This is a genomic window from Polynucleobacter sp. MWH-UH35A (genome assembly GCF_018687075.1).
Classification (GTDB): domain Bacteria; phylum Pseudomonadota; class Gammaproteobacteria; order Burkholderiales; family Burkholderiaceae; genus Polynucleobacter.
On record NZ_CP061285.1, the window covers coordinates 494,673 to 521,291 of the forward strand.

22 protein-coding genes are annotated in these 26,619 nt (G+C 45.5%); 19 read left to right on the plus strand and 3 right to left on the minus strand.

Translation table 11 applies throughout. The annotated features are described in order from the left end of the window. The first annotated feature begins 3 nt into the window (after positions 1-3). Positions 4-2,019: an NAD-dependent DNA ligase LigA gene (gene ligA, locus ICV36_RS02645; RefSeq protein ID WP_215400994.1), complete on the plus strand. Its 2,016-nt coding sequence runs from the start codon at positions 4-6 to the stop codon at positions 2,017-2,019. 120 nt (positions 2,020-2,139) lie between these two features. After that, positions 2,140-3,117, plus strand: a complete 978-nt coding sequence (locus ICV36_RS02650; RefSeq protein ID WP_215400995.1) for a glycosyltransferase — start codon at positions 2,140-2,142, stop codon at positions 3,115-3,117. A 1,440-nt stretch (positions 3,118-4,557) separates the two neighbouring features. Here the strand turns inward: ICV36_RS02650 and ICV36_RS02655 are convergent. Then, positions 4,558-7,152: a [protein-PII] uridylyltransferase gene (locus tag ICV36_RS02655; RefSeq protein WP_215400996.1), complete on the minus strand. Its 2,595-nt coding sequence runs from the start codon at positions 7,150-7,152 to the stop codon at positions 4,558-4,560. Between the two features lie 4 nt (positions 7,153-7,156). After that, positions 7,157-7,993 carry a type I methionyl aminopeptidase gene (gene map, locus ICV36_RS02660; RefSeq protein WP_215400997.1) on the minus strand — a complete coding sequence of 279 codons (837 nt, stop codon included), beginning with the start codon at positions 7,991-7,993 and terminating at the stop codon, positions 7,157-7,159. A gap of 268 nt (positions 7,994-8,261) precedes the next feature. On the opposite strand from map, the gene rpsB reads away from it, so the two are divergent. From rpsB to ICV36_RS02740, 16 genes are all read left to right on the plus strand, one after another. Continuing rightward, the gene (gene rpsB, locus ICV36_RS02665; protein WP_071467757.1) at positions 8,262-9,011 is read left to right on the plus strand and encodes a 30S ribosomal protein S2; all 750 of its coding nucleotides are present in this window, start codon (positions 8,262-8,264) and stop codon (positions 9,009-9,011) included. After that, positions 9,011-9,895, plus strand: a complete 885-nt coding sequence (gene tsf / locus ICV36_RS02670; RefSeq protein ID WP_215400998.1) for a translation elongation factor Ts — start codon at positions 9,011-9,013, stop codon at positions 9,893-9,895. The genes rpsB and tsf overlap by 1 nt, the downstream gene beginning before the upstream one ends. Positions 9,896-10,080: 185 nt before the next feature. Beyond that, entirely contained in the window at positions 10,081-10,791 is a 711-nt protein-coding gene (gene pyrH / locus ICV36_RS02675) for a UMP kinase (protein WP_215400999.1), read from the plus strand. 24 nt (positions 10,792-10,815) lie between these two features. Beyond that, a complete protein-coding gene (gene frr / locus ICV36_RS02680) occupies positions 10,816-11,376 on the plus strand; it encodes a ribosome recycling factor (protein WP_215401000.1) in 561 nt (186 codons plus the stop codon). Between the two features lie 25 nt (positions 11,377-11,401). Further along, positions 11,402-12,175: an isoprenyl transferase gene (locus ICV36_RS02685; protein ID WP_215401001.1), complete on the plus strand. Its 774-nt coding sequence runs from the start codon at positions 11,402-11,404 to the stop codon at positions 12,173-12,175. 24 nt (positions 12,176-12,199) lie between these two features. Next, positions 12,200-13,027: a phosphatidate cytidylyltransferase gene (locus tag ICV36_RS02690; RefSeq protein ID WP_215401002.1), complete on the plus strand. Its 828-nt coding sequence runs from the start codon at positions 12,200-12,202 to the stop codon at positions 13,025-13,027. A gap of 5 nt (positions 13,028-13,032) precedes the next feature. After that, the gene (gene ispC, locus ICV36_RS02695) at positions 13,033-14,223 is read left to right on the plus strand and encodes a 1-deoxy-D-xylulose-5-phosphate reductoisomerase (RefSeq protein ID WP_215401003.1); all 1,191 of its coding nucleotides are present in this window, start codon (positions 13,033-13,035) and stop codon (positions 14,221-14,223) included. After that, positions 14,211-15,344 (plus strand): RIP metalloprotease, encoded by a 1,134-nt coding sequence (locus tag ICV36_RS02700; RefSeq protein ID WP_215401004.1) that lies wholly within the window; start codon positions 14,211-14,213, stop codon positions 15,342-15,344. The genes ispC and ICV36_RS02700 overlap by 13 nt, the downstream gene beginning before the upstream one ends. A gap of 71 nt (positions 15,345-15,415) precedes the next feature. Then, positions 15,416-17,689 carry an outer membrane protein assembly factor BamA gene (bamA, locus tag ICV36_RS02705; protein WP_251375057.1) on the plus strand — a complete coding sequence of 758 codons (2,274 nt, stop codon included), beginning with the start codon at positions 15,416-15,418 and terminating at the stop codon, positions 17,687-17,689. An 18-nt stretch (positions 17,690-17,707) separates the two neighbouring features. Then, on the plus strand, positions 17,708-18,238 hold the full coding sequence (locus ICV36_RS02710; RefSeq protein ID WP_215401006.1) for an OmpH family outer membrane protein: 531 nt from the start codon (positions 17,708-17,710) through the stop codon (positions 18,236-18,238). Between the two features lie 5 nt (positions 18,239-18,243). Next, a complete protein-coding gene (lpxD, locus tag ICV36_RS02715; protein ID WP_215401007.1) occupies positions 18,244-19,311 on the plus strand; it encodes a UDP-3-O-(3-hydroxymyristoyl)glucosamine N-acyltransferase in 1,068 nt (355 codons plus the stop codon). Positions 19,312-19,355: 44 nt separating this feature from the next. Beyond that, positions 19,356-19,805 (plus strand): 3-hydroxyacyl-ACP dehydratase FabZ, encoded by a 450-nt coding sequence (fabZ, locus tag ICV36_RS02720; RefSeq protein ID WP_215392257.1) that lies wholly within the window; start codon positions 19,356-19,358, stop codon positions 19,803-19,805. After that, the gene (gene lpxA, locus ICV36_RS02725; protein ID WP_215401008.1) at positions 19,805-20,602 is read left to right on the plus strand and encodes an acyl-ACP--UDP-N-acetylglucosamine O-acyltransferase; all 798 of its coding nucleotides are present in this window, start codon (positions 19,805-19,807) and stop codon (positions 20,600-20,602) included. The genes fabZ and lpxA overlap by 1 nt, the downstream gene beginning before the upstream one ends. Further along, positions 20,562-21,818 carry a lipid-A-disaccharide synthase gene (gene lpxB / locus ICV36_RS02730; protein ID WP_215401009.1) on the plus strand — a complete coding sequence of 419 codons (1,257 nt, stop codon included), beginning with the start codon at positions 20,562-20,564 and terminating at the stop codon, positions 21,816-21,818. Before lpxA ends, lpxB begins: the two co-directional genes overlap by 41 nt. After that, positions 21,815-22,408 carry a ribonuclease HII gene (rnhB, locus tag ICV36_RS02735; protein ID WP_215401010.1) on the plus strand — a complete coding sequence of 198 codons (594 nt, stop codon included), beginning with the start codon at positions 21,815-21,817 and terminating at the stop codon, positions 22,406-22,408. The genes lpxB and rnhB overlap by 4 nt, the downstream gene beginning before the upstream one ends. Positions 22,409-22,422: 14 nt before the next feature. Beyond that, entirely contained in the window at positions 22,423-23,247 is an 825-nt protein-coding gene (locus ICV36_RS02740) for an RNA methyltransferase (protein ID WP_215401011.1), read from the plus strand. Positions 23,248-23,266: 19 nt separating this feature from the next. Here the strand turns inward: ICV36_RS02740 and ICV36_RS02745 are convergent, their stop codons facing one another. Continuing rightward, complete coding sequence (locus tag ICV36_RS02745) at positions 23,267-24,094, minus strand: pyruvate, water dikinase regulatory protein (RefSeq protein ID WP_215401012.1); 828 nt, start codon at positions 24,092-24,094, stop codon at positions 23,267-23,269. A gap of 106 nt (positions 24,095-24,200) precedes the next feature. Between ICV36_RS02745 and ppsA the strand changes: the two genes are divergently transcribed. After that, the gene (gene ppsA / locus ICV36_RS02750; RefSeq protein WP_215401013.1) at positions 24,201-26,606 is read left to right on the plus strand and encodes a phosphoenolpyruvate synthase; all 2,406 of its coding nucleotides are present in this window, start codon (positions 24,201-24,203) and stop codon (positions 26,604-26,606) included. Positions 26,607-26,619 lie beyond the last annotated feature (13 nt).

Here is a 26,619-nt window from a genome sequence, read left to right on the forward strand (position 1 = left end):
GCCTTGTCGTCCACAAGTCCGACAAATTTAGCGGAGCGGTACGCATTCTTGCAGGCAGAGCTTGCACGCTTAGAACATGCTTACTACGTTCTTGATAACCCACTGTTGCCTGATATTGAGTACGACCGTTTATATCGTGAGCTATTAGATATTGAAGCCGCTCATCCAGAGTGGATTACTCCAGAGTCTTTATCGCAGCGAGTTGGTGGTGCAGCATTAAAAGAGTTTGATTCGGTAACCCATGAAGTGCCGATGCTTTCTTTGAATAATGCATTTGAAGATGCTGAGTTGATTGCTTTTGATCGCCGTTGCCGCGAGGCGCTCCATGCAGACCATGTGACTTATGCCGGTGAACTCAAGTTTGACGGCTTAGCAATTTCCCTTCGATATGAAAATGGCTCACTAGTCACGGCAGCAACTCGTGGGGATGGTGCAAGTGGCGAAGATGTCACCGCCAACATCAAAACAATTCGTGCGATTCCACTCAAGCTCACTGGAAAGAATATTCCCAAGGTTCTAGAGGTGCGTGGTGAGGTCTTTATGTATCTCAAAGACTTTGAGAAGATGAATCGACAAGCTGCCGAACTGGGTGAAAAAGAATTTGCCAATCCACGCAACGCAGCGGCGGGCAGCCTTCGTCAATTAGACTCAAAGATTACCGCTAAAAGACCCCTGTCTTTCTTTGCTTATGGCCTAGGCGCCCTAGAGCCCCAGTCTTGGTTACCCAAAACCCATGAAGAGTTACTTAACGCCTATGTTGAATTAGGACTACCTGTTTGTTCGGAACGTAAGGTATTGCATTCTGTTGAAGAGATTTTGGCTTTCTATAACGAGATTGGTGCAAAGAGAGATTCATTGCCTTATGACATTGATGGTGTGGTGTACAAGGTCAACTCATTTGCTGAGCAAGCGAAGTTGGGTTTTGTCTCACGAGCACCCAGATTTGCTTTGGCACATAAATATCCAGCCCAAGAGGCGCTCACCACAGTTTTAGGTATTGATGTCCAGGTGGGCCGTACTGGTGCTATTACTCCAGTGGCTAGATTGGCGCCAGTAGAAGTAGGCGGCGTTACCGTAACTAACGCTACGCTACATAACGAAGATGAAGTAAAACGTAAAGATGTGCGCATTGGCGATACCGTCTCAGTAAGAAGGGCGGGCGATGTAATCCCTGAAGTGGTTTCGGTTATTAAGGATCGCCGTCCAGCAGATGCTAAAGAGTTTGTGATGCCAGCTAACTGTCCGGTATGTGATTCACATATTGAGCGCTTAGTTGATGAGGCAGTTGCGCGTTGCAGTGGTGGTTTATTTTGTGGCGCGCAACGTAAACAAGCCCTGATTCATTTTGCACACAGAAGGGCAATGGATATTGAAGGCCTTGGCGAAAAGATTGTTGATCAGTTGGTGGATAACAATCTAGTCAGGACCCCTGCGGATATTTACCGACTCGGGTTTACTGCCCTTGCTAATTTAGAACGTATGGGTGAGAAGTCTGCAGATAATCTGATTCAGGCAATTAACCAATCTAGAAAAACTACGCTAGCCCGATTTATCTTTGCCTTGGGTATTCGTCATGTGGGCGAGACCACCGCAAAGGATTTAGCGAATCATTATCAGTCTATGCATGCCTTAATGGACGCAGGCATGGAAGATCTACTCACCGTAAAAGACGTAGGCCCTGTTGTCGCTGATTCCATCACCAGCTTTATGCAAGAAGCCCATAATCGTGAGGTCATTGAGCAACTGCTAGCCTCTGGAATGCAACTTGCTGTTGAAGAAAAGGTTATTAGCGCTGCGGTTGTGGGTAAAACTTTTGTTCTAACCGGTACATTCCCCACAATGACAAGAGATGAGGCTAAAGATCTCCTCGAAAAAGCGGGTGCCAAAGTAGCAGGATCTGTCTCCAAGAAGACTGACTATGTCGTTGCTGGCGCCGATGCCGGTAGTAAGCTCACAAAAGCAGAAGAATTGGGTGTATCGGTAATCGATGAAGCAGTGATGCTGGCTTTGTTGAGGTAAGGTAAAGAATTATGGATATAAAAATCACCATTAATTTAATAAAAAGCTTGTTTTTTGGCTTGGCTCTCATAGAAAGAGGTTGCATGTATTTAATAAATTCTCCGCTTAGAGGTGTATTAATTGCTTAATAAGAATCTAAAAATTGGTGTCGTTATACCAAGCTATAAAGTGCGTCTACAGATAGGGCGAGTTTTAGCTAAAATTGGCCCCGAAGTCTCATGCATCATTATTGTTGATGATTTTTGTCCTGAGGGCACCGGAGCATTTGTGCTTTCTAAGCTCATGGATCCCCGTATTCATGTAATTTTTAATGAGAATAATATTGGTGTGGGTGGCTCAGTATTACGTGGTTATCATAAGGCTATTGAATTAGGATGCGATGTTCTGGTAAAGATTGATGGCGACGACCAAATGGATCCTGCATTGATTTCGAGGTTTGCAGCACCTATACAATTTGGAAGGGCTGACTATGTAAAGGGCAATAGATTTTTCTCTCCAGAGTATTTGAGTGGCATGCCAAAAATTCGTCTGTATGGAAATGCTTTTTTGTCGATGCTGACCAAACTATCTAGTGGCTATTGGAATATTTTTGATCCAACTAATGGTTACACAGCAATTCATGCATCTCTAATTGAGTACCTTACCAAATCTAAAATCGATAGTAGATATTTTTTTGAGAGCGATATGTTGTATCGGCTTGGAACTTTGGGGGCTGTAGTCGCGGAAGTGCCGATGCGTGCAGTTTACGGCGATGAGAGAAGTAATTTAATTATAAGGAAGATAGCTTTTGATTTTTTGTTTAAAAATTTAAAAAATACAATCAAAAGAATTATATATCGCTATTTTGTTCGTGATTTTTCATTTGCAAGTCTAGAGCTATTTTTCGGGGTTATATTTTTTGTATTTGGCTTTCTATATGGAGCTTTCCATTGGCTTGAATCGATTCAAAGTGGAATACCATCAACATCTGGTCAGGTGATGATTTCAGCATTGCCAATATTGGTTGGATTTCAAATGGTTTTAGGTTTTATAAACTATGATATCCAATCCACCCCTAAAAGTGTGATACATACAGAATTAATGCGAGGCGACCATTAGCGGGGCGTCTAAATCTTATTTTTAATTGGGCGGACTTGAGGGTTTGGGAAAATGATTTTTTTAGAGTTAAATGAATTTAATCCGAGTTTAATGAGTTTGGCAGCGAAAGAGTTGAATTTGGAAAATTTAACTCGTATATTAAGTTTGAAACATGCAGCTACGAATACTCTTGATTTAGAAGGGAGGTATGGCTTGACCCCTGGTTCAATGGGTTTCTACCCATACCGAAAAGACCTCAGATGTGCATGGGGTAAGGCATTTGGGTGACGTTCCCAATTTGCAATACCCACGGATTTGGGAGGCTTTAGGTGCCCAGGGAATTACCTCTGGAGTGTGGGCGCAATGAACGCTAGTAGACGAGGCACAGAGAACTGCAAATTCTTTTTCCCTGATCCGTGGTCTTTTTGTGAAAGCCCCTACCCCGAAAAACTTAACAATTTACTTCATTTTCCGCGCTATTTTTCTAAGAATTATAGAGATTTAAATAAACTTGAGGTTATTAAGGGTATCGGACGATTAATACTTTTTCTGCTCAACGTGCCAATAATGGCAAGTTTACTTCCAATTACACCCAAGGTCATAAATACATAGCTAAAAATGGTATTCCGGAATACTTGCTCTTTATTATTTTCGATCTTGTTAATACGCAAATTTTTTTGCACTACCGAAAAATATATAGAACAGATTTTTCACTGTTATTTTTAAATTCAATTGCGCATCTTTAGCATCACAAGTGGACCATTAAAGATGGCTTGTCAGGCGAGATGATTGCCATTTTTAAAATCCTTGATTATATTTTTGGCCAAATATTTTCTTCGACTGGGGATCAAGAAGGGTTGCTGATTGCGAATGCATTCTCACAATCATATACTTTTGATAGGGATGAATTTTTGTATAGACAAAAAATCCTACAGAATTTTTCATAAAAGTTGGGATAAAATTTCCTCGTGTAGGGCAGGCTACGACTAATGATGGGCATATTTTTTTGGCTCCATCGATGATGCCAACGCCGTTAAAGATATTCTAAATGCAGCATCTGTTGATGGTGAAAAATTATTTGAAGTTGATAGCGATAATTCCAATCCTAAAAAGATTTTTTATCAGGTGATTGTGTGGAGGTCGTTAGCAAAGGGGTCTCAGATAGCAATTAATGGAAAAAGCCTTCAGTTTTTTGATCAATTCGACGCTGTTGCTAAGATAACAGACTCTCATATTCCGCAGGGGGATATTTTTTCAAAGAATAGAAATTTCTGAGAGTATTTTCAACCATGATCTCTATTATTTGATCCTAGATGTTATTGTTAATAAGAAATTTTTTATGGAAGCTTGAATCTTTCATAATAACCTTATGTACAAACTTGATTATTTGATGCTATCTGATTAATGGGATTTACATTAGTATTTGCACGCTGTTTGCTCGCAGCCAAATGTTTAAGTTTGTCACCCTAAAGCCTCTAGCAACTCAGTCTCTAATTGAATCTGTAACTTAGGATTCTTACCTAGGTTAGCAGCATCGAGCAGCAATACGTCTTCTACTCGCTCTCCTAGGGTATTAATTCTGGCGGTATGAATAGAGACTTGATGTTTGGCTAGCACTCTCGAGATCGTGTAGAGCAAGCCAGTGCGGTCACTTGCTGAGAGTGCCAGTGTGTAATACCTGCCACGATCATCTGGAACCATGTGTACACGAGGCTGAATAGGGAAGGTGCGCGATTGTCTTGAAAGACGACCCATACTTGGCGCTGGTAGTGGTTCGCTATTAGTTAGTGCCGCCGTGAGTTCAAACTCAACCAATTGAATAATGTCTCGATAGCTGCCGCCCTCATCTACCAAGTTACTGCCAGAGATTTGAAAGCTATCCAATGCATATCCATGGCGTGTTGTATGGATGCGTGCGTCCCAAATGGAGAAACCGTGCTTCTCAAAATAGGCACAGATGCGTGCAAATAGATCTTCCTGGTCTTTGACGTAGACAGCTACTTGCAGTCCTTCGCCAATCGGAGACAGTCGCGCTCTCACAATCGGCTGTTCGCTATTTACCTTGTTAAATAGATGGCGCGTAAGCCAGGCAATATCAGAAGAGTCTTGTCTTAAGAAGAAAGCAACGTCCAATTGCTTCCACAGTTCTTCATAAGCATCATCATTGATGCCGTAAAGGCGTAACTTGGCTCTAGATTCTTCTTGATGCTGCGCTAGTTCTGAGGATGCATCTGGCTTAGCTCCGCCAAGCACCCTCAAGGTTGCGCGATATAGGTCTTCTAAGAGTTTGCCTTTCCAGGCGTTCCACACTTTAGGGCTGGTGCCACGTACATCAGCCACAGTCAATAAATAAAGGGCGGTGAGATGGCGCTCATCACCTACCTTTTTGGCGAAAGCTCTCACGACATCTGGATCGGTGATATCTTGCTTTTGAGCTGTTTGGCTCATATTGAGATGTTCGGCCACCAGCCAGACTAATAACTCGGTGTCTTTTTTATCAAGACCATGCTCTTTGGCGAACTTGCGCATGTCTGCTTTACCCAGCTGAGAGTGATCGCCACCGCGTCCTTTGGCAATGTCATGAAAGAGTGCGGCAATAACAAGTAACCAAGGTTTCTCAAAATGGGCGATTAGGCTGCTACAGAATGGAAACTCATGCGTATGCTCAACCACCATAAAGCGCCTTACATTACGCAAGACCATCAAGATGTGTTGATCAACGGTATACACATGAAACAAGTCATGCTGCATCTGACCAACAATTTTTCTGAAGGCTGGAAGATAGCGTCCTAAGACGCTACTGCGATTCATGAGGTGAAAAGCTCTGCTTACGCCCTCTGGTTGTTTCAAAATCTCAATAAAGAGTGAGCGATTAATGGGATTGGTGCGCCACTTGCTATCCATCTTGGTTCTAGCGTTATAAAGCGCTCTAAAGATGGTCGCAGACAAACTCTTCACATTTGAGGTTTGGGCGAATACTAGGAAAGTTCGCAGGATCTGTTCTGGATGTTTCTGATAGAGCTGTGGGTCAGTGATATCTAATACCCCTTGGCGCTCAATAAAGTGTTCGTTACCCTCGCCTGGAATCGGAAGAATCGTCTTGGATTCTTGCGGAAAGAGGAGTGCTTCGATGTTTTGTAACAAAACATCATTCAGTTGGGTTACTGCTTTAGCTGCCCAGTAGTAGCGACGCATAATTGCCTCGCTGGCTTGGCGGTTAGATTCTGTTTCAATGCCCATGGATTTGGCTAGGGCTGCTTGCAAGTCAAAGGCGATGACATCTTGTCGACGCCCGGCAAGTAAATGTAAATTGGCGCGCAGAGTTTCTAAAAAGCGTTGATTGCGGTTTAACTCAGTAAGTTCACGCTGTGTGACTAGACCAGCCTCATTTAGATCCTTAAAAGTATCACCCAATAATGCGGCTTTACTAACCCAGGAGATAACCTGTAAATCACGCAATCCACCGGGACTCTCTTTGCAATTTGGTTCCAGAGAGTAGGGTGTGTTTTGGTACTTGTAATGACGCTGAATTTGTTCTGCTTGCTTAGCCTGGAAGAAAGCTTTTGGATCCATGGCAGATTCAAAAGCTTTAGCAAAGTCTTTGAATAATTGTTTCTTGCCACAAATGAGGCGGGCTTCTAAAAGTGAGGTGCGTACAGTGATATCTTGCTCTGACTCTGAGATGCATTCAGCCACACTTCTCACGGAAGAACCAATTTCTAATCCAGTATCCCAGCAACTTGCAACAAATTGCTCAACTTGTTTTGATAAGGCTCTGGCTTTTTCTTCATCGGCTGGTAGCAGAATCAGAATATCAATATCGGAGTAAGGAAATAAAGCGCCTCTACCGAAGCCGCCAACTGCCACTAAGGTGGCTTCATTATTTAATCCGCAACTATTCCATAAATGGCTAAGTAGTTGATCGCTCAACTTAGAAAGTTGTTTAGTTAACTTTCCTACCGATTGTGTTTTTCTGAATTCGTTGTAAGCAATCTCGCGAGCAGCGCGCAGACTAGCTGCGTCAGTAATGTTGCTGCCAGCTTGGGGCTTGTTCATGAATTTAGGCGCTTACTAATGTGGGTCTGAATGAAAGGCCTTTGACGCAGTCAGGTGGAGGATTGCTGCCTTCTGACCAGGTTAGCACTTCAACGCCGGTTTGAGTGACTAGTAGCGTGTGCTCCCATTGTGCTGACAAGCTGCGATCCTTTGTTTTGACAGTCCACTGATCGGGCATGGTGCGGATATCGCGTTTCCCTGCATTAATCATCGGCTCAATTGTGAATGTCATGCCGGCTTCTAGTTTTTCACCGGTACCGGGTTTGCCGTAGTGAAGAATTTGGGGGTCTTGGTGGAATACTTTGCCGATACCATGACCGCAATACTCGCGCACTACTGAGTAACCTGCTTTTTCAGCGTGAGTTTGAATAACGTGGCCAATGTCACCAAGTGACGCGCCAGGTTTAACTTGTGCAATGCCAAGCCACATACACTCAAAAGTAATTTGGGTCAGGCGTTTTGCCATGACAGAAACTTCACCCACCATGAACATGCGACTAGTGTCACCGTAGTAGCCATCGGGAGTAATGACGGTGATATCTAAATTAACTACATCGCCAGTTTTCAGAATTTTGTCGCCAGGAATGCCATGGCAAATCACATCGTTTACTGACGTGCAGATGGATGCCGGAAAAGGAGGGTAGCCTGGTGGCTGATAGTTCAGTGGAGCAGGGATGGTCTTTTGGACATCGCGCATGTATTCATGGCAAATCCGATCCAGCTCGCCTGTTGTAACCCCGGCTTTGACGTGGGGCGCCACATGATCCAGAACCTCGCTGGCTAAGCGGCCAGCTTCGCGCATCCCTAGGATGTCTTTTTCTGCGGTAAATACACTGTTCATGCCTTGATTATCAACGACTTGGAGAGTTTTAGTTTGCCCCAATTGCCTAAAAATTAGGCAATTAACCTGTTTTGAGGGCATCAGGACGCAATTTTGGGGTTCCACCTCTTTTTCTGCTTATGGGTACAGGAGGCTAGATCATTGATATTTAAGCTATAATTTTGGTCTCAGGTCTATTTTGGACTTGAAATCGCGAGTTGAGCCTTCCAGGGTGGCGTTTTTTAGCGCAGCTAGGACTCAACTTTAGAACCAACCCTTAGGAGAAGTTATGTCAGTAACGATGCGTCAAATGCTGGAAGCCGGTTGCCATTTTGGTCACCAAACTCGCTTCTGGTCCCCAAAGATGGCCCCTTTCATTTTCGGTCATCGCAACAAAATCCACATCATCAACTTGGAAAAAACATTGCCAATGTTTCAGGACGCCCTGAAATTTGCAAAACAAGTTGCTGCTAATCGTGGCACGATTTTATTTGTTGGTACTAAGCGCCAATCACGCGAGATTATTGCCGAAGAAGCTGCTCGTGCAGGTATGCCTTACATCGACAGCCGTTGGTTGGGCGGCACGCTCACTAACTTCAAAACTGTTAAAGGCTCCCTCAAGCGTTTGAAAGACATGGAAGTTGCTAAAGAAGCTGGCGACTGGGAAAAGCTTTCAAAGAAGGAGGCTTTGACCAATGACCGTGATCTCGACAAATTGCAAAAAGCACTTGGCGGTATCAAAGATTTGAACGGCGTTCCTGATGCAATTTTTGTAGTGGACGTTGGCTATCACAAGATTGCTATTACAGAAGCGAACAAGCTTGGTATTCCAGTAATCGCTGTTGTGGATACAAACCACTCACCAGAAGGTGTTGATTACATCATCCCTGGTAATGATGACTCCAGCAAAGCGGTAACCCTCTACGCACGTGGCATTGCTGACGCAATCCTCGAAGGCAAAGCAAACTCTGTTCAAGAAATCTTGACAGCAGTTAAAGAAGGTGAAGAAGAGTTTGTTGAAGAAGGGAAAGCAGAATAATGGCCGCTATTACCGCTGCAATGGTTGGCGAGTTACGCGCCAAAACTGATGCTCCGATGATGGAGTGCAAAAAAGCTTTGACTGAGGCTGATGGTGATATGGCTCGTGCAGAAGAAATTCTGCGTGTAAAGCTTGGTAGCAAGGCTGGCAAAGCAGCTTCTCGTGTAACTGCTGAAGGTATCGTTGCTGCTTCTATCAATGGCACTACTGGTGCATTGTTGGAAGTGAACTGCGAAACCGACTTTGTTTCTAAGAACGATGACTTCTTGGCATTTGCAAATGATTGCGTGAAGTTGGTTGCTGAAAAGAACCCAGCTGACGTTGCTGCATTGTTGGCATTGCCATTGAATGGTCAGACTGTTGATGAAGTTCGTAGCGCATTGATCGGTAAGATCGGTGAGAACATCATGCCACGTCGCTTTAAGCGTTTTGCTGGTAGCAACAAGTTAGTTTCATACCTTCACGGCACCCGTATCGGTGTAGTGGTTGAGTTTGAAGGCGACGATGTTGCGGCCAAAGACGTAGCAATGCACATTGCTGCAATGAAGCCAGTGGCTTTATCTATGGCCGATGTTCCTGCTGAAGCAATTGCTGTTGAGCGTAGCGTTGCGGTTCAAAAAGCTGCTGAGTCTGGCAAACCACCAGAAATCGTTGAAAAGATGGTAGAAGGCTCTATTCAGAAGTACCTCAAAGAGGTTTCTTTGTTGAATCAGACTTTTGTTAAAAACGACAAGCAAACCGTTGAGCAAATGCTCAAGGCTGCAAATACAACAATCAAGGGCTTCACCATGTTTGTTGTAGGCGAAGGCATTGAGAAGCGTCAAGACGACTTTGCGGCTGAAGTGGCTGCACAGGTAGCTGCCGCCTCTAAAGCAACGGCTTAATAGGTCAGTTTGGGGCTTGCCCCAGCCGATTGGTAATACCCAAAAGGGCATAGAAACCTTAGTTTCTGTGCCCTTTTCTTTAGCCTACCTCAAACCTTTATAATTTGGCTGAGATATTAAAAAGCGCTTAAAGATCAATAAGCTAAGTAAGTAAATTACTTGGCAAATTACGGAAAATAAAAACTATGCCAGCCTACAAACGAGTCCTCCTAAAACTATCTGGTGAAGCCCTTATGGGTGACGATGCTTTTGGCATCAATCCAGTCACCATCGATTCCATGGTTAAGGAAATCGCCGAAGTTGTAAATAGTGGAGTGGAGTTAGCAATTGTGATCGGTGGCGGAAATATTTTCCGTGGTGTTGCTGGTGGAGCTGCTGGCATGGATCGTGCAACCGCTGATTACATGGGTATGCTGGCAACCATGATGAATTCCTTGGCTTTGCAAGATGCATTGCGCCAAAAGGGTGTTGAGGCACGCGTGCAATCTGCACTTCGTATGGACCAAGTGGTTGAGCCTTATATTCGTCCACGCGCAATCCGTGCAATGGGTGAAGGTAAGGTGGTTATCTTTGCTGCTGGCACAGGAAACCCCTTCTTTACTACAGACACAGCTGCCGCTCTGCGTGGCGCTGAGATGGGTGTTGAGGTAATGCTCAAGGCGACTAAAGTAGATGGCATCTACAGTGCGGATCCAGTGAAAGATCCGGCAGCTACTTTGTATAAAACAATTACGTTTGACGAAGCATTAATTAAGAATCTACAAGTCATGGACGCAACTGCATTTGCATTGTGTCGTGATCGCAAATTACCAATCAAAGTATTTTCAATTCTCAAGCCAGGCGCATTAATGCGTGTCGTGCAAGGTGAACCTGAAGGTACTTTGGTTCACGTTTAAGGTACATGTTTAATAGGGGGCCTGATGTCTGCAGCAGAAATTAAATCCACCACTAGTCAAAAGATGGAAAAGTCTCTTGAGGCTTTGAAAACCAATTTAGCAAAAATTCGCTCTGGCCGTGCTAACCCAGGAATTTTGGAGCACATTCAGGTGGATTACTATGGCAACCCTACGCCATTAAGCCAGGTTGCTAGCTTAGGCTTGGCAGATGCCCGCACCATCAATGTTCAGCCATTTGAAAAGACGATGGTTGCAGTAGTTGAGAAGGCGATTCGTGATTCTGATTTGGGTTTAAATCCAGCATCACAAGGCACAGTGATCCGCGTGCCAATGCCCGCCCTAACTGAAGAGCGTCGTCGTGAGCTCACCAAGGTTGTCAAAAGCGAAGGCGAAGATACTAAGATTGCTGTGCGCAATCTGCGCCGTGATGCAAATGAGCATCTCAAGCGCTTAACAAAAGACAAAGAAATTTCTGAGGATGATGAGCGTCGTGCCACCGATGAAATTCAAAAGATGACTGATAAAGCAGTAATCGATATTGATAAGATCATCGCCGAAAAAGAAAAAGAGATCATGACGGTTTAAGCGCCTGATTGAACCTTAGTATTTGATGACTCAACACGCCAGCTCAACTTTAGCTATCCCAGAGGTCAGTGCCATACCTCGCCATGTGGCGATTATTATGGACGGCAATGGACGTTGGGCAAGTAAGCGCATGATGCCTCGCGTTGCGGGGCACTCAGAAGGCTTAAGTGCAGTTCGTAAGATTGTTCAAGAATGTCGTAAGTTAGGCGTTGAGTACTTAACGGTATTTGCATTTAGTTCTGAGAACTGGCGTCGCCCACCTGAAGAGGTAGGCTTCTTAATGAAATTATTTCTGAAGTCGCTAAAAGGCGAAGTCGCACGTCTTGCAGAAAATGATATTGCTTTACGCTTAATTGGCGATTTAAGTCGCTTTGATTCAGCCATTCAGGAAATGGTGGAATTTTCTGAAAAAAAGACTGCAGACTGCAAAGGCCTAACCTTTACGATTGCTGCTAACTATGGTGGGCGTTGGGATATCTTGCAAGCCATGCGCCAATGTCTTGCAGCTAACCCCAACTTAAAGCCAGAACAGGTAACTGAAGAGTTGCTTCAACCCCATCTCTCGATGGCTTATGCCCCAGAGCCAGATTTATTTATTCGCACTGGTGGCGAGCAGCGTGTTAGTAATTTCTTGTTATGGCAATTGGCTTATACCGAGCTGTATTTCACGGATATCTTATGGCCTGACTTTGACGAAAAGGAATTACACAAAGCGTTTGACTGGTTTAGTCAGCGTGAGCGCCGTTTTGGCCGTACCAGTGCTCAGCTTGCATCGCAAGCCATGAGTGATGCAGTTTGATGTAGTTCACTACTAATATTCACCATGCTAAAAACCCGCGTCATTACTGCCCTTGTTCTACTGGCGGTATTGCTGCCCATTCTGTTTTTGCTCCCTCAAATCTATATTGGTGCTTTCTTTTTAGTGGCTTTGTTAGCGGCTGCCTGGGAATGGAGTCGCTTGCTTGCGCCTGAAGCGGGGCGTGCTGCTTGGATTTACGCATTATTTTGCTTAGCGATTATCTTGTTTCTGCTGGGTATGCAGAATGCCTCATGGCAATTTGCTTTATTGCTTTTGGCGGTCATATTTTGGTTTTTTGTGGCGCCATTCATATTGGCTAAAGGCATGGACGTTTCACTTGCAAAGCTGCGACCCTTTTATGTGGTGCTGGGTTTGATTGTCTTGCCGGCGACTTGGTTTGCATTGGTATTCTTGCGTGAGCTGGGTCTCATCTTTTTACTCAGTAGCATAGCCTTAGTGTGGGTGGCAGACATTGGCGCTTACTTTGTGGGTAAGGCATTTGGTAAGCACAAACTTGCGGTGCAAATTAGCCCTGGGAAATCGATTGAGGGTGCTGTCGGAGGTCTATTGCTTTGTTACGTTTACGCATTCTTATGTGTTTACTTTTTACCCTTTGAATCTACATTGTTTGGTGCTTGGGCAATCCGTTTTGGTTGGGTTCCGATGTTCTTGATGGTGACAGTGTTAACGGCATTCAGTATTTTTGGAGATTTATTTGAGTCACAACTCAAACGCTTGGCAGGTGTAAAAGATTCTAGCCATTTATTGCCTGGCCATGGTGGTGTTTTGGATCGCGTAGATGCTTTGATTCCAGCTATGCCAATCGCAGCGCTCTTGGCGGGATTGGTTTAACGCCGGTGAAACAGCTTGCCATCTTAGGTTCTACTGGCTCTATCGGCGTTAATACGCTCGATGTTGTGCGCGGGCATCCAGATCGATTTAAGGTTGTTGCGCTTACAGCAGGCAAGCAAGTAGACCTCCTAGCTCAGCAATGTATTGAATTTAAGCCTGCAATTGCCGTTGTTGCTGATGCTGATGGTGCGACACGCTTAAGCAAGCTCTTGCTTGAGAAGAAAATTGATACTCAAGTTTTATACGGACCAGATGCGCTGGTTAGCGCTGTTACTCAATCAAATTGCGATACCGTAATGGCTGCGATTGTGGGTGCGGCAGGATTGGTTCCTGCATTGGCTGCTGCTAAAGCAGGCAAAAGGGTATTGCTCGCCAATAAAGAGGCATTGGTGATGTCGGGCGATTTATTTATGCAGGCGATGAGAGTAGGGGGCGGTGAGTTATTGCCAATTGATAGTGAACATAATGCGATTTTCCAATGTCTGCCAAATCAATTCTCCAGAGATCAAAGTTCTAGCCAAGGAGTTGAAGAGCTTTGGTTAACTGCCTCAGGTGGTCCATTCAGAAATACGCCGTTAGATCAGTTAGTAAACATTACTCCAGAGCAAGCTTGTGCGCACCCTAATTGGGTGATGGGCCGAAAGATTTCCGTAGATTCTGCGACGATGATGAACAAAGGTCTTGAAGTGATTGAGGCGTTTTGGTTATTTGGATTGTCCTTGGAAAAAATTAAGGTGTTGATTCATCCGCAGAGCGTAGTCCATTCGATGGTGCGTTATCGTGATGGCTCAGTGTTAGCGCAGTTGGGTCAGCCTGATATGCGCACTCCGATTGCATATGGTTTAGCGTGGCCTGAGCGAATTGATGCTGGAGTAGCGCCATTGAGTTTGACGCAGTTAGCATCCTTGAGTTTTTCCGAGCCAGAGCTCGAGCGCTTCCCATGTCTTTCATTGGCATTTGCTGCTGCTAAGGCGGGCGGCACAGCCCCCACAGTTCTGAATGCTGCCAATGAAGTTGCGGTGGCTGCATTCTTGGATGAAGGTTTGCCTTATTTACAGATTCCAGTAGTGGTAAGCAAAGTGCTAGAAAGCATTCCTGCGGCGAATGCAGATTCACTCGAATTAATCTTGGCTGTTGATACTCGCGCTCGTCAAGCGGCGCAAACAGTGGTGAAGGATATTCTTTGCAAGCGTTGATTACTCTCGCTGCATTTTTATTTACCTTGGGAGTGTTGGTCAGCTTTCATGAGTTTGGACATTTTTTAGCAGCTCGTTGCTGTGGTGTTCGAGTGCTCCGCTTTGCAATTGGTTTTGGTAATCCCTTGTATACCTACCATGCAAAAAATAAAACGGAGTGGGTAGTGGCATCCATTCCTCTCGGTGGTTACGTCAAGTTACTTGATGGTCGAGATGCGCAACAAACAATATCTCCCGCAGAGCAATCCCAGGCATTTGATCGCAAGCCACTGTGGCAACGATCTCTCATAGTGGCGGCTGGTCCATTCGCCAATTTTTTTCTCGCCATTGCCTTTTTTGCCCTCATTTATCTATCTGGCGCACCTCAATTGCCGGCCGTTTTACAAGCTCCGCCTGAAAATTCTGTAGCTGCTAAGTTGGGGGTGGTTGAGGGTGATCGAGTAATTGGTTGGCAAGATTTGAAGTCTGAAGCTGACGCTATGCCCCTTTTTGGTGAATTTGAGCCTATCCCGAGCTGGAATGCATTGCGCTGGAGTTTGATGGATGCGCTAACCGGGGAGAATGGATTTGCCCTTGAGTTGCAAAATCCTGCTGGTGGACGCTCTATAAAACCCTTTTACGCCAAGGATTTACCTAAAATCAGCCCAGATAAAGACCCGATGGTAGCGCTTGGTATCTTGCCGGCGTTGACACCCTTGTCGCAATGGCAGGATTTGAAATTGGGGCCATTGGACGCAGTGATCTTTGCCTCTCAAAGAGTCTGGGTTATTACCAAGGTTTCTGCAAGGTTAATGGCTGGATTATTTACCGGAAATACCTCCTTAAAGCAGTTGGGTGGGCCGCTGAGTATTGCTGACATGGCAGGCAAGTCAGCCCAGGTTGGCTGGCAACCCTTTTTGGCATTTTTAGCCCTGATGAGTATTAGCATCGGTTTGCTGAATTTGCTTCCTTTTCCGATGCTTGATGGGGGTCAGCTACTGTATGATGCATGGGAGTTGGTTGCCGGTAAGCGGATTTCGACTTCAATGCAAGAGCAGCTTCAAAAAGTAGGCTTTATTTTGCTGATTTCTATGTCATTACTGGCCTTGTTTAACGATTTACAACGCTATATTTCGCCTTGAATTCTCTGACACATTTTTCCCGTATTTTTGCCCGTTGCATAACCCAAATCTTGGTATTTATTGCGCTAGGGATGAGTTTGAATGCTCATGCGGCTGATTCTTTTGTAGTGAAAGATATTCGTGTTGAAGGATTGCAGCGTGTAGAGCCTGGTACGGTATTTAGCTATTTACCAGTGCAGGTGGGTGACACCTTTACGGATGAAAAAGGTGCCGAGGCAATTAAGGCGCTCTATAACACTGGCTTCTTTAGAGATGTGCAGATTCAGGCCCAAGGAAATGTCCTGATTGTGATCGTTGAGGAGCGCCCAACGATTTCTCGAATTGAATTTACCGGGATGAAAGAGTTTGATCCCGAGATTGTGCGCAAGTCCTTAAAAACGGTTGGCGTGGCAGAGGCACGTTTTTATGATAAAGCTTTGATTGATAAAGCCGAACAAGAATTAAAACGCCAATATGTTGGCAAAGGTATGTACGCTGCAGAGGTGGTCGCAACAGTAACGCCTGTTGAGCGCAATCAAGTGGCTATTTATTTCAATATTGATGAAGGCCCTGTTGCCAAGATTCAAGAAATTAACTTTATTGGTAACGAAGTATTTAGTGAGAGCACGCTGAAAAGTGAGATGCAGCTCAAGACTGGTGGATGGTTGTCTTGGTATAGCAAAGACAATCTCTATTCCAAGCAAAAATTAACTGCTGACTTAGAGTCGATTCGCTCCTACTACCTCAATCGTGGTTACTTAGAGTTTGTGATCGAATCTACTCAGGTATCCATTACCCCTGACAAAAAAGGTATCTTCCTGACCATCAGTATTCGTGAGGGTAAAAAGTTTACTGTGAAGGATGTGCGTTTAGCTGGTGAGACTTTAGGTAAGGAATCCGAGTTGTTGCAACTGGTTGTTCTGAAGCCGGGAGATACTTTCTCATCTGCGAAATTAACGGAGAGCACGAAAGCGATTGCTGAGGTTTTGGGTTCTTATGGTTACGCATTTGCAACCATCAATCCGCAACCCGATATTCGCCGCGATGTAGCAGAGGTTGACCTTACTTTGGTAGTTGATCCAGGTCGCCGAATTTATGTGCGTCAGGTCGCTATTTCAGGAAATGCCAAAACACGCGATATGGTGATTCGTCGCGAAATGCGGCAGTTTGAAAGCTCTTGGTTTGATAGTGACAAGATTGATCTTTCTAAGAAGCGTTTAGGTCGCTTGGGTTATTTCACTGAAACGGATATCACCACTGAAGATGTACCTGGATCTCCTGATCAGGTTGACGTCAACGTGAAGGTTACAGAAAAACCAACAGGAGCTATCACTCTTGGTGCGGGCTTCTCCTCTACCGAGAAATTAATCTTATCTGCCGGTATCAATCAAGATAACGCTTTCGGTACTGGTACCGCGATTGGTTTAAATGCGTCCCTAGGTAAAATTAACCAGAACCTCACGCTCTCCAATTACGATCCGTACTTTACGGAAGATGGCATTAGTCGCTATACCGATTTGTACTATCGCTCAAGTAAGCCTTTGTATTACGTTGGCGATCCTGATTACCAAATCAAGTCAGTAGGTTCAAACATTAAGTTTGGCGTTCCTTACACGGAAGTGGATCGCGTGTTCTTCGGAACTGGTATAGAACTCTTTCAGATTAAGACATCTTCAAATACCCCAATCCCGTATTTGAACTACGCAATGAGTTATGGCGTTGCTGCACCGGGCTATCCTGGCACTGTAACCACATACAACGTGCCGATTACTGTTGGCTGGTCACGTGATGGTCGTGATAGCACGCTGATCCCTTCGGATGGCTCATTGCAGCAACTCTCGGCGGAGGTTGGCACGCCGGTTGGAGATCTCACGTTCTATCGTCTTTATGGCCAATACCAAAAATACCATTCCTTCTCCAAGGGTAATATCCTGTCCTTTAATGGAGAGGTTGGTTATGGCGAGGCATATGGCAATAAGCCTTTCCCAATTACTAAGAACTACTATGTAGGTGGTATTGGCTCGGTTCGTGGTTATGCGCCTGGCTCCTTGGGTCCTCAGTACTACAACTCGATTATTGGAGCCTGGCAACCAACGGGAGGACAGTCCAAGATTGTCTCTAACGTTGAATACACCTTCCCCGTTCCTGGTTCGGGCGTGGATAAGACCCTCCGCCTCTTTACCTTCGTCGATGGCGGTAATGCCTTTGGCGAAAACATCAATTTAGTTCTCAGATACTCCTATGGATTGGGTTTATCATGGATATCACCGCTTGGACCATTGAAATTTAGCTATGGTATCCCGTATAAGTCGCAACCAACGGATAACATTCAGCGTTTACAGTTCCAAGTGGGTACAGCGTTTTAATTGCTTAAGGAAAGTTTTATGAAGCTTCGTCAATCTTCAAAATGGATTCAAGTTGGTCTTTTTGCTGCAGTGGCAGCATTGGCTGCGCCACAAGTCTTTGCTCAAGACACTGGTGGAACGCGTGTTGCAGTTGTGAACTCTGAGAAAGTATTTAATGAGTCCAATTTGGCTAAGGCCATGCAAACACGTTTGCAAAATGAATTTACGAAGCGTCAAAATGATTTGCGTGATGCTGCTCAAAAGATTAAGTCTGCAGCTGAAAAGCTTGACCGTGACGCTGCCGTGATGAGTGAGGCTGAGCGCGTACGTCGTCAACGTGAATTGGCAGATCAAGACCGTGAACTGCAACGGAAGCAACGTGAATTCACTGAGGATCTGAATCAACGTACTTTTGAAGAGCGTGCAAAGATTGCTGAAAAAGCGAACGTCGTATTAAAGCAAATTGCAGAGCAAAGAAAAATTGACCTCATCGTTCAGGAAGCAGCTTATGCCAGCCCTAAGGCTGATGTAACCGATGATGTTATCAAGGCTTTAAATAGCCAGAAGTAAGCTTTATGCCGACCGCCATTGAGCTGGCCGAACAGTTTCAAGCAAGCTTGGTGGGAGAGGCTTCCCATGGATTTACTGGCCTCGCTCCTTTGGAGCGAGCTCAGCCAGATCAAATCTCATTTCTTTCTAATCCACTCTATAGACAGCAGGCTAGCGATAGTGCGGCTGGCGCATTGATTGTCAGCAATTCTGACCTCGAGTTTTTACAAGCCAATCCCAGTGCAAATTCTGCCAAGCGGGTGTACTTTGTTTCAAAAAACCCGTATGCCACTTTTGCCAGAATGGCTCAGTACTTTGCCAAAGCAAGTAGTCCTATCTATCCTTCCGGAATTCATCCCAGTGCCGTAATTGATGCCACCGCAATCGTGCCATCTTCATGCCATGTTGGGCCATTTGTGCAAATTGGTGCGGGTGTTAGATTGGGTGAGCGGGTTTCTATTTTGGGTAATTCAACCATTGCCAGAGATAGTGTTATTGCAAGCGATACCCTAGTCTATCCATCTGTTTCGATTTACTACAACTCTCAAATTGGTGAGCGCTGCATTATTCATAGTGGCGCAGTGATTGGTGCTGATGGCTTTGGTTTTGCTCCAGATTTTTCTGCCACGGGTGGCGAGTGGGTCAAGATTCCACAGACTGGTCGCGTCGTGATTGGTAACGATGTGGAAATTGGCGCCTCGACGACGATTGATCGTGGTGCAATGAGTGATACGGTGATTGGGGCTGGAACCAAGATCGATAATCAAGTTCAAATTGCCCATAACGTGGTTGTTGGTAGCTGCTGCGTCATTGCTGGTTGCGCAGCAATTTCTGGCAGTACTAAGATCGGTAACTTTTGCATCATCGGCGGCGCAGCAAATTTTGCTGGCCATCTGACGATTGCCGATAGAACTACTGTTTCTGGTAACACCTCCATCATTCGCTCGATTACAGAACCAGGCCAGCATTTCACGGGAGTTTATCCGTCGATGCTCCATGGTGCCTGGGAGAAAAATGCCGCTATTTTGCGCGGACTAGATAAAATACGTCAGCGCTTGCGCTTACTGGATAAAAACAAAACTACAGGGTCATAGATTCTGTAATCTAAAACACATATTTACTTTTTAGCGGGTCATCTATGAGCACACCAATCGCAATTGATATTAATAAGATTCTTAAATTGCTACCGCATCGCTACCCATTCTTATTGGTAGATCGCGTGTTAGAAATTACTCCGCGTGAGAGTATTACTGCATTAAAAAATGTCACTATGAATGAGCCGTTCTTTCAAGGACATTTTCCGGATTTCCCGGTAATGCCTGGTGTGTTGATTATTGAAGCTTTGGCCCAGACTGCCGCTTTACTCACTTTCTCTGAAGAGCGCGCAGAAGATGCGATCTATTACTTTGCTGGTATAGATGGCGCGCGCTTCAAAAAGCCAGTATTGCCTGGCGATCAACTTATCATGACTGCCACCTTAGAGCGTGGTCGCGCTGGTATTTACAAGTTTGCCGTTAAGGCAACTGTAGATGGTGAGATTGCTGCAGAGGCTAATATCACTTGTGCGGTTCGTACGAAAGGCGCGTAATGACACGGATTCATGCATCTGCTGTAGTTGATAGCAAAGCTGAGCTAGCAAGTGATGTTGAGGTAGGTCCATACTCTGTCATCGGTCCCAACGTCAAGATTGGTGCTGGTACCAAGGTTGGTTCTCATACGGTGATCGAGGGCTGCACAACTATTGGTAAAGAAAATACTTTTGCGCACTTTGCGGCAATTGGTGGCCCTCCACAGGATATGAAATACCGAGGTGAGCCAACCCAACTCATTATTGGTGATCGCAATACCATTCGCGAATTCACCACAATTCATACTGGCACATCACAAGATGCGGGCATCACCCGGATCGGTAATGACAACTGGATCATGGCTTATGTCCACATTGCTCATGATTGTCAGGTTGGCAATCACACCATCTTTTCAAGTAATGCACAGATAGCAGGGCATGTGCAGGTAGATGATTGGGCCATTATGGGTGGCATGTCCGGCGTGCACCAATTTGTGCGCATCGGCCAACATGCCATGCTTGGTGGTGCATCTGCTTTAGTGCAAGATATTCCTCCATTTGTGATTGCTGCCGGAGATAAGGCTTCTCCTCACGGCATTAACGTCGAGGGATTAAAGCGTCGGGGTTTCTCAAGCGAGACAATTTCTGCTTTGCGTCAAGCTTATAAGGTTCTCTATAAAGATGGCCTCAGCTTTGAAGAAGCTAAGGTAGAAATTCAGAAGATGGTTGCTGCAAACTCTGCAGACATCCAGACTGCAGAAAGGCTCGCGCAGTTCCATGATTTCATTGCCGCCTCTACTCGCGGCATTATTCGGTAACGGAATTACTTTGCCAAAGTTAGCTTGTGTAGCTGGCGAACCTTCTGGCGATCTATTAGCAGCGCCAGTTCTGAGTGCGCTAAATCAAATTCCAGATATGTCTGGTCTAGAGGTTTACGGTATTGGCGGCCCCCGCATGCAAGCCGCAGGCATGCGCTCTGATTGGCCCATGGAAACCTTGAGTGTGCGCGGTTATGTTGAGGCAATCAAACAGCTTCCAGCTATTCTCAAGTTGCGCAAAGAGCTCATTCAAAATCTTCTGAATGAAGGTCGACCAGATGTATATCTGGGAATAGATGCGCCTGACTTTAATTTAGGTGTTGAGCTTGAGTTGCGCAAGGCAGGCATCCCAACCTTACATTTAGTTTCGCCCTCGATTTGGGCATGGAGAGCGGGGCGTATTAAGAAGATATCCCAAGCAGTAGAGCGCATGCTCTGCATCTTTCCCTTCGAGACTGAAATCTATGACAAGGCTGGAGTGGCCTCGACCTATGTTGGGCATCCATTAGCTAGCGAGATTCCGCTGGAGCCCAATACCCATCAATCTAGAGAAAAATTAAGTCGATACCTCAATATCCCCGAGGCATCTCTAGATGGTCTAGTGATAGCTGTCTTGCCTGGAAGCCGTGGTTCCGAAATTGAGCTCATTGCCCCAGTCTTTTTCGAAACGATGCAGTTACTTTCAGAAAGATTAAAAGGTCAGAAGCTCAATTTCCTAATTCCGGTGGCGACACCACGATTGCGTGAGCCACTTGAGCAACTTTTACTTAAGGCAAAAAACGGCAACCCAGATATTCAGATTCATTTGCTAGATGGTATGGCTGATGAAGTGCTTGAGGCATCCGATGCGGTACTGATTGCCAGTGGTACAGCCACTTTGCAAGCTGCTTTGTGGAAAAAGCCTATGGTGATTTCATATAAGGTACCTTGGTTAACTGCGCAAATCATGAAGCGCCAAGGTTACTTGCCTTATGTGGGCTTACCAAATATTCTCTGCGGGGAATTTGTTGTTCCAGAGCTTCTCCAGAATGATGCAACCTCTGAGAATCTCGCTAGTGCCATTCAAGATTGGCTGGAGAATCCAAGCAAAGTAGCTAAGCTGAAAGAACGTTTTGCATTGATGCATGAATCCTTGCGCCGTCCTACTGGCTTATTGGTTGCGCAAGCGGTAGCCCAAACGATCGCCAAGCAACGTAAGAATAAAAGCGGCAGATGAGTCTTATTTGGATCTGCGGTGTTGATGAAGCTGGACGTGGGCCACTGGTTGGTGCGGTGGTGGCTGGTGCGGTAGTTCTCGATCCAGATAATCCAATAGAGGGTCTCAAAGACTCTAAGAAGTTAACAGCTGCACGACGTGAATATCTCTATATGCAAATCATGGAAAAAGCCAAAGCCTGGGGCGTTGGCGAGGCAAGTCCAGCAGAAATTGATGAGATTAATATTTTGCAGGCCACTATGTTGGCAATGCGCCGAGCAATTGAGGATCTCACGATTCGACTGGGCGCTTGGCCTGATAAAGCATTGATTGATGGTAATCGTTGCCCCGAATTGCCAATTGCTGCAGAAGCGATTGTGAAGGGCGATGCCAAAGAGCCGGCAATATCTGCTGCATCGATCATTGCTAAGGTTACGCGTGATCGTCAAATGATGTCGTTGCATGAGATACATCCAGAATATGGCTTTGCACAGCACATGGGCTACCCAACGGAGGCCCATTTTGCGGCCCTCAAGCAGTACGGAGCTTGTGAGCAACATAGAAGAAGTTTTTCACCAGTACGCAAAGTGCTTGATGCAATAGGAAACTAAGTTATAAATCTGTCATGAACTTTGACCTTATTACCTCAAAAGAGAATCCGCTCTTCAAAGAGATTCGTAATTTACAGGCTGCTGGCTCTAAAGGTCAGAAGGCTAGGTTGGCTAGCGGCCAAGCTTTATTAGAAGGCATTCATCTTGTGCAGACTTGGGTGGGTGACCCTGCGCTAAAAACGTTGCTTACATCAGAAATTGGGTTAAAGAATATTGAAATCTCTCAAGCTGTATATGAGCACCTCGAGATCTGCCCAGACACCAAAGTATTCCAATTAGATAGCGCACTCTGGGATCTTCTATCAGATTTAGTCAATGCACCGCATATTACGGGCTTGTTAGATCTTCCAAAATCAACACTAACTGCACCGCAATCAATGTCAACGCTTGCTGGGGATGTGGTGATATTGGATCGAGTGCAAGATGCTGGAAACGTAGGCTCTATTCTTCGTACTGCCGCTGCAGCTGGCTTTACTCAAGTGATTACTTTATCCGGTTGTGCCCATTTGTGGTCTACCAAAGTATTGCGTGCAGGAATGGGGGCTCACAAATTGCTAGATTTGTATGAAGGCTGGTCCAACCAGCAGGTGTTGAGTGCTGTGACCGCACCTTTATTGGCGGCTACAGCAGATGCCGAGCAGGACCTCTATTTACTCAAGAAAGATTTACTCCATCCTGTGGCTTGGGTAATGGGTAGTGAGGGCCAGGGCGTATCAGATGATTTGCTGGGTCAAGCTAAAGGGGTTTCGATTCCGATTGATCCAAGGGTAGAGTCGTTGAATGTCTCAACGGCAGCAGCAATTTGTCTATTTGAGACGGTGCGTGTCAGGCGCTCTTAAGAAAGAGACTCACGCTGCATTACCCTAGTATTGTTTTATCGGACTTTATTGCCTGCAGTACGGTGGTGGCGATTTCTTCAATCGATTTGCTGGTTGTGAGAACCCAAGGAATCGATTGCTTTTTCATCATTGCCGTAGCTTCGTTAATTTCATAGCGGCAGTTTTCTAGCTTGGCGTAATTGCTACCGGGTCTGCGTTCATTACGGATCTCCGATAAGCGTTCTGCATCAATCATCAGTCCAAAGATCTTCTGGCGATATGGCACCAAATCCTTCGGTAGTTGCCCGCGTTCAAAGTCTTCAGGAATCAGAGGATAGTTGGCTGCCTTCAATCCGTATTGCATTGCTAAGTAGAGGCTGGTTGGTGTTTTGCCAACACGAGAGATGCCAATCAGAATGACATCGGCTTCCGCTAAGTTTTGATTCGATTGGCCATCATCATGCGCCAAAGAATAGTTGATCGCCTCAATACGGTTTTTATAGGCCTCGGTATCCGCATTGTGGTGGAGACGGTTCATTGCATGGGTGGATTTCATACCCAAAGCAGCTTCGAGCGGGGCCACGAAGGTCTGGAACATATCCAGTATTAAGCCATTTGCTTTCCCAACAATGGCGTTAAGCTCAGAATTCACCAAAGTAGTGAAAACAATGGGCTGAACCCCATATTTGTTGGCTGCTTGGTTGATGCTGCTAACGGCATCATGGGCTTTGTCAACGCTATCCACAAAAGGTACGCGAATATGCTTAAAAGTGGCCTCAAATTGGGCCAAAATCGACTGGCTGAAGTTCTCGGCGGTAATACCGGTGCCGTCAGAAACAATAAAAACAATACGGGTTTCGTTAGTCATGAATTTGGCTTAAAAGTCGGGGTCAGCACTACAATAGAATCATATTAAAGCATGCCCCGTTTAGGGTGGCCGCTACACCAGTTTCCTTATCCTTAGAGAGTATTTTATGTCCAACCAACAGCAACAAAATAGCAGTATGGCTGATGCCTATGTTTTGCCTTTTGAGCAACTTCGTATGACGGATGTTGAATCCGTCGGCGGAAAAAATGCTTCATTAGGGGAAATGATTTCTCAGTTAGCGTCCACGGGCGTTCGTGTTCCCACTGGATTTGCAACCACTGCATTGGCTTTCCGTGATTTTCTGAAACACAATAATCTGACTGAGCGTATTCAGCAGCGTTTGGAAGGCTTGAATATTGATGATGTGCGTGCATTGGCTCAAGCAGGCGCAGAGATTCGTAACTGGATCGAAACAGCGCCATTTCAGCCTAAGCTGGAAGAAGAAATTCGTAAAGCTTTTGCAGTGTTGGACGATTCTGGTAAAGGCTCATTTGCCGTGCGTTCTTCAGCTACTGCTGAAGACTTGCCAGATGCCTCTTTTGCTGGTCAGCAAGAAACTTTCTTGAATGTCGAAGGTATTGATGATGTTTTGAAGAAGATTCGTGAAGTATTTGCCTCTCTCTATAACGATCGCGCCATCTCCTATCGTGTTCATAAGGGCTTTGCCCACGCTGAAGTGGCCTTATCAGCTGGTATCCAGCGTATGGTGCGTTCGGACTTGGGTGCTGCTGGCGTGATGTTTACCTTGGACACAGAGTCTGGATTTGAGGACGTGGTTTTCATCACCTCTAGCTATGGCTTGGGTGAGACTGTTGTGCAAGGCGCAGTGAATCCCGATGAGTTTTATGTTTTCAAAACTACCTTAGCCCAGGATAAGAAGGCAATCATTCGTCGCTCCTTGGGTTCTAAGTTAATTCAGATGCAATTTGCCCCTAAAGGCTCTGCAGAAAAAGTGCAGACAGTTGATGTGTCTCCAGAGAAACGCAATCGTTTCTCATTGGAAGATGCAGATATCACCGAGTTGGCTAAATATGCAGTGATCATTGAGAAACACTACGGTCGTCCAATGGATATCGAGTGGGGCAAGGATGGTCAAGACGGTCGCATCTATATTCTTCAGGCGCGCCCTGAGACTGTGAAAAGCCAGGCAGCTGGTCAAGTAGAAATGCGCTACAAGCTAAAAGGTAGCTCTAAGGTGTTGGCGAAGGGTCGTGCGATCGGTCAAAAGATTGGCGCTGGTCCTGTGCGCATTATTCGTGACCCAAGCGAGATGGATCGTGTGCAGCCAGGTGACGTATTGGTTGCCGATATGACCGATCCAAATTGGGAGCCAGTGATGAAGCGCGCTTCTGCGATTGTGACTAATCGTGGTGGACGCACTTGTCATGCAGCAATCATTGCCCGTGAGCTAGGTGTTCCTGCAGTGGTTGGTTGCGGTGATGCTACTGAGAATTTGCAAGATGGCATGATGGTCACAGTTTCTTGTGCAGAAGGTGACGAAGGTCACATTTATGACGGCTTGATCGAAACTGAGGTCACTGAAGTATCACGTGGTGCTCTGCCAGAGATTCCTGTGAAGATCACTATGAATATCGGCAATCCTCAGCTGGCATTTGATTTTTGCCAAATTCCAAATGCGGGTGTTGGCTTAGCGCGTCTTGAGTTCATCATCAATAACTACATCGGCGTACATCCACGCGCTGTATTGGAATATCCAAATATTGATCCTGACCTAAAGCGTGCGGTGGAGAGTGTTGCCCGCGGCTACGCTAGCCCACGTCAGTTCTACGAAGATAAGTTGGTTGAAGGTGTAGCAACAATCGCTGCCGCTTTCTATCCAAAGCCAGTCATCGTACGTTTATCGGACTTCAAATCCAATGAATATAAGAAGTTAATTGGCGGATCACGTTACGAGCCAGATGAAGAAAATCCAATGCTAGGTTTCCGCGGCGCATCACGTTATGTTTCAGAGGATTTCGGTGAAGCATTTGCACTTGAGTGTGCAGCGATGAGGCGTGTACGTGAAGACATGGGTCTAGACAACGTTGAGATCATGGTTCCGTTTGTGCGCACCATCAATCAAGCGAAGCGTGTAATCGATATGATGGAGAAGTTTGGTCTCAAGCGTGGTGTTAATGGCTTACGCCTTATCATGATGTGTGAGATTCCATCCAATGCCATTCTGGCAGATCAGTTCCTTGAGTATTTTGACGGCTTCTCTATCGGCTCAAACGATATGACCCAATTAACCTTGGGTCTAGATCGTGACTCCGGTATGGAATTGCTCGCTATCGACTTTGACGAACGTGATCCAGCAGTAGAGTTCATGATTGCCCGATCTATTGATGCTTGCCGTAAGCAAAATAAGTATGTTGGCATTTGCGGACAAGGCCCTTCAGATCACCCAGACTTTGCTCGTTGGTTGGTTGAAAAAGGGATTACTTCAATATCACTGAACCCAGATAGTGTGGTTGCTACTTGGGAGATGTTGGGTAAGAGCTTAAAAGCCTAACTACAAAACACAG

What these genes read in the sequence shown, in the direction of transcription:
- ICV36_RS02655 (WP_215400996.1), bottom strand. Translation starts at nt 7,152, where the DNA reads ATGAACAAGCCCCAAGCTGGCAGCAACATTACTGACGCAGCTAGTCTG.
- map (WP_215400997.1), bottom strand. Translation starts at nt 7,993, where the DNA reads ATGAACAGTGTATTTACCGCAGAAAAAGACATCCTAGGGATGCGCGAA.
- rpsB (WP_071467757.1), top strand. Translation starts at nt 8,262, where the DNA reads ATGTCAGTAACGATGCGTCAAATGCTGGAAGCCGGTTGCCATTTTGGT.
- tsf (WP_215400998.1), top strand. Translation starts at nt 9,011, where the DNA reads ATGGCCGCTATTACCGCTGCAATGGTTGGCGAGTTACGCGCCAAAACT.
- pyrH (WP_215400999.1), top strand. Translation starts at nt 10,081, where the DNA reads ATGCCAGCCTACAAACGAGTCCTCCTAAAACTATCTGGTGAAGCCCTT.
- frr (WP_215401000.1), top strand. Translation starts at nt 10,816, where the DNA reads ATGTCTGCAGCAGAAATTAAATCCACCACTAGTCAAAAGATGGAAAAG.
- ICV36_RS02685 (WP_215401001.1), top strand. Translation starts at nt 11,402, where the DNA reads ATGACTCAACACGCCAGCTCAACTTTAGCTATCCCAGAGGTCAGTGCC.
- ICV36_RS02690 (WP_215401002.1), top strand. Translation starts at nt 12,200, where the DNA reads ATGCTAAAAACCCGCGTCATTACTGCCCTTGTTCTACTGGCGGTATTG.
- bamA (WP_251375057.1), top strand. Translation starts at nt 15,416, where the DNA reads ATGAGTTTGAATGCTCATGCGGCTGATTCTTTTGTAGTGAAAGATATT.
- ICV36_RS02710 (WP_215401006.1), top strand. Translation starts at nt 17,708, where the DNA reads ATGAAGCTTCGTCAATCTTCAAAATGGATTCAAGTTGGTCTTTTTGCT.
- lpxD (WP_215401007.1), top strand. Translation starts at nt 18,244, where the DNA reads ATGCCGACCGCCATTGAGCTGGCCGAACAGTTTCAAGCAAGCTTGGTG.
- fabZ (WP_215392257.1), top strand. Translation starts at nt 19,356, where the DNA reads ATGAGCACACCAATCGCAATTGATATTAATAAGATTCTTAAATTGCTA.
- lpxA (WP_215401008.1), top strand. Translation starts at nt 19,805, where the DNA reads ATGACACGGATTCATGCATCTGCTGTAGTTGATAGCAAAGCTGAGCTA.
- lpxB (WP_215401009.1), top strand. Translation starts at nt 20,562, where the DNA reads ATGATTTCATTGCCGCCTCTACTCGCGGCATTATTCGGTAACGGAATT.
- rnhB (WP_215401010.1), top strand. Translation starts at nt 21,815, where the DNA reads ATGAGTCTTATTTGGATCTGCGGTGTTGATGAAGCTGGACGTGGGCCA.
- ICV36_RS02740 (WP_215401011.1), top strand. Translation starts at nt 22,423, where the DNA reads ATGAACTTTGACCTTATTACCTCAAAAGAGAATCCGCTCTTCAAAGAG.
- ICV36_RS02745 (WP_215401012.1), bottom strand. Translation starts at nt 24,094, where the DNA reads ATGACTAACGAAACCCGTATTGTTTTTATTGTTTCTGACGGCACCGGT.
- ppsA (WP_215401013.1), top strand. Translation starts at nt 24,201, where the DNA reads ATGTCCAACCAACAGCAACAAAATAGCAGTATGGCTGATGCCTATGTT.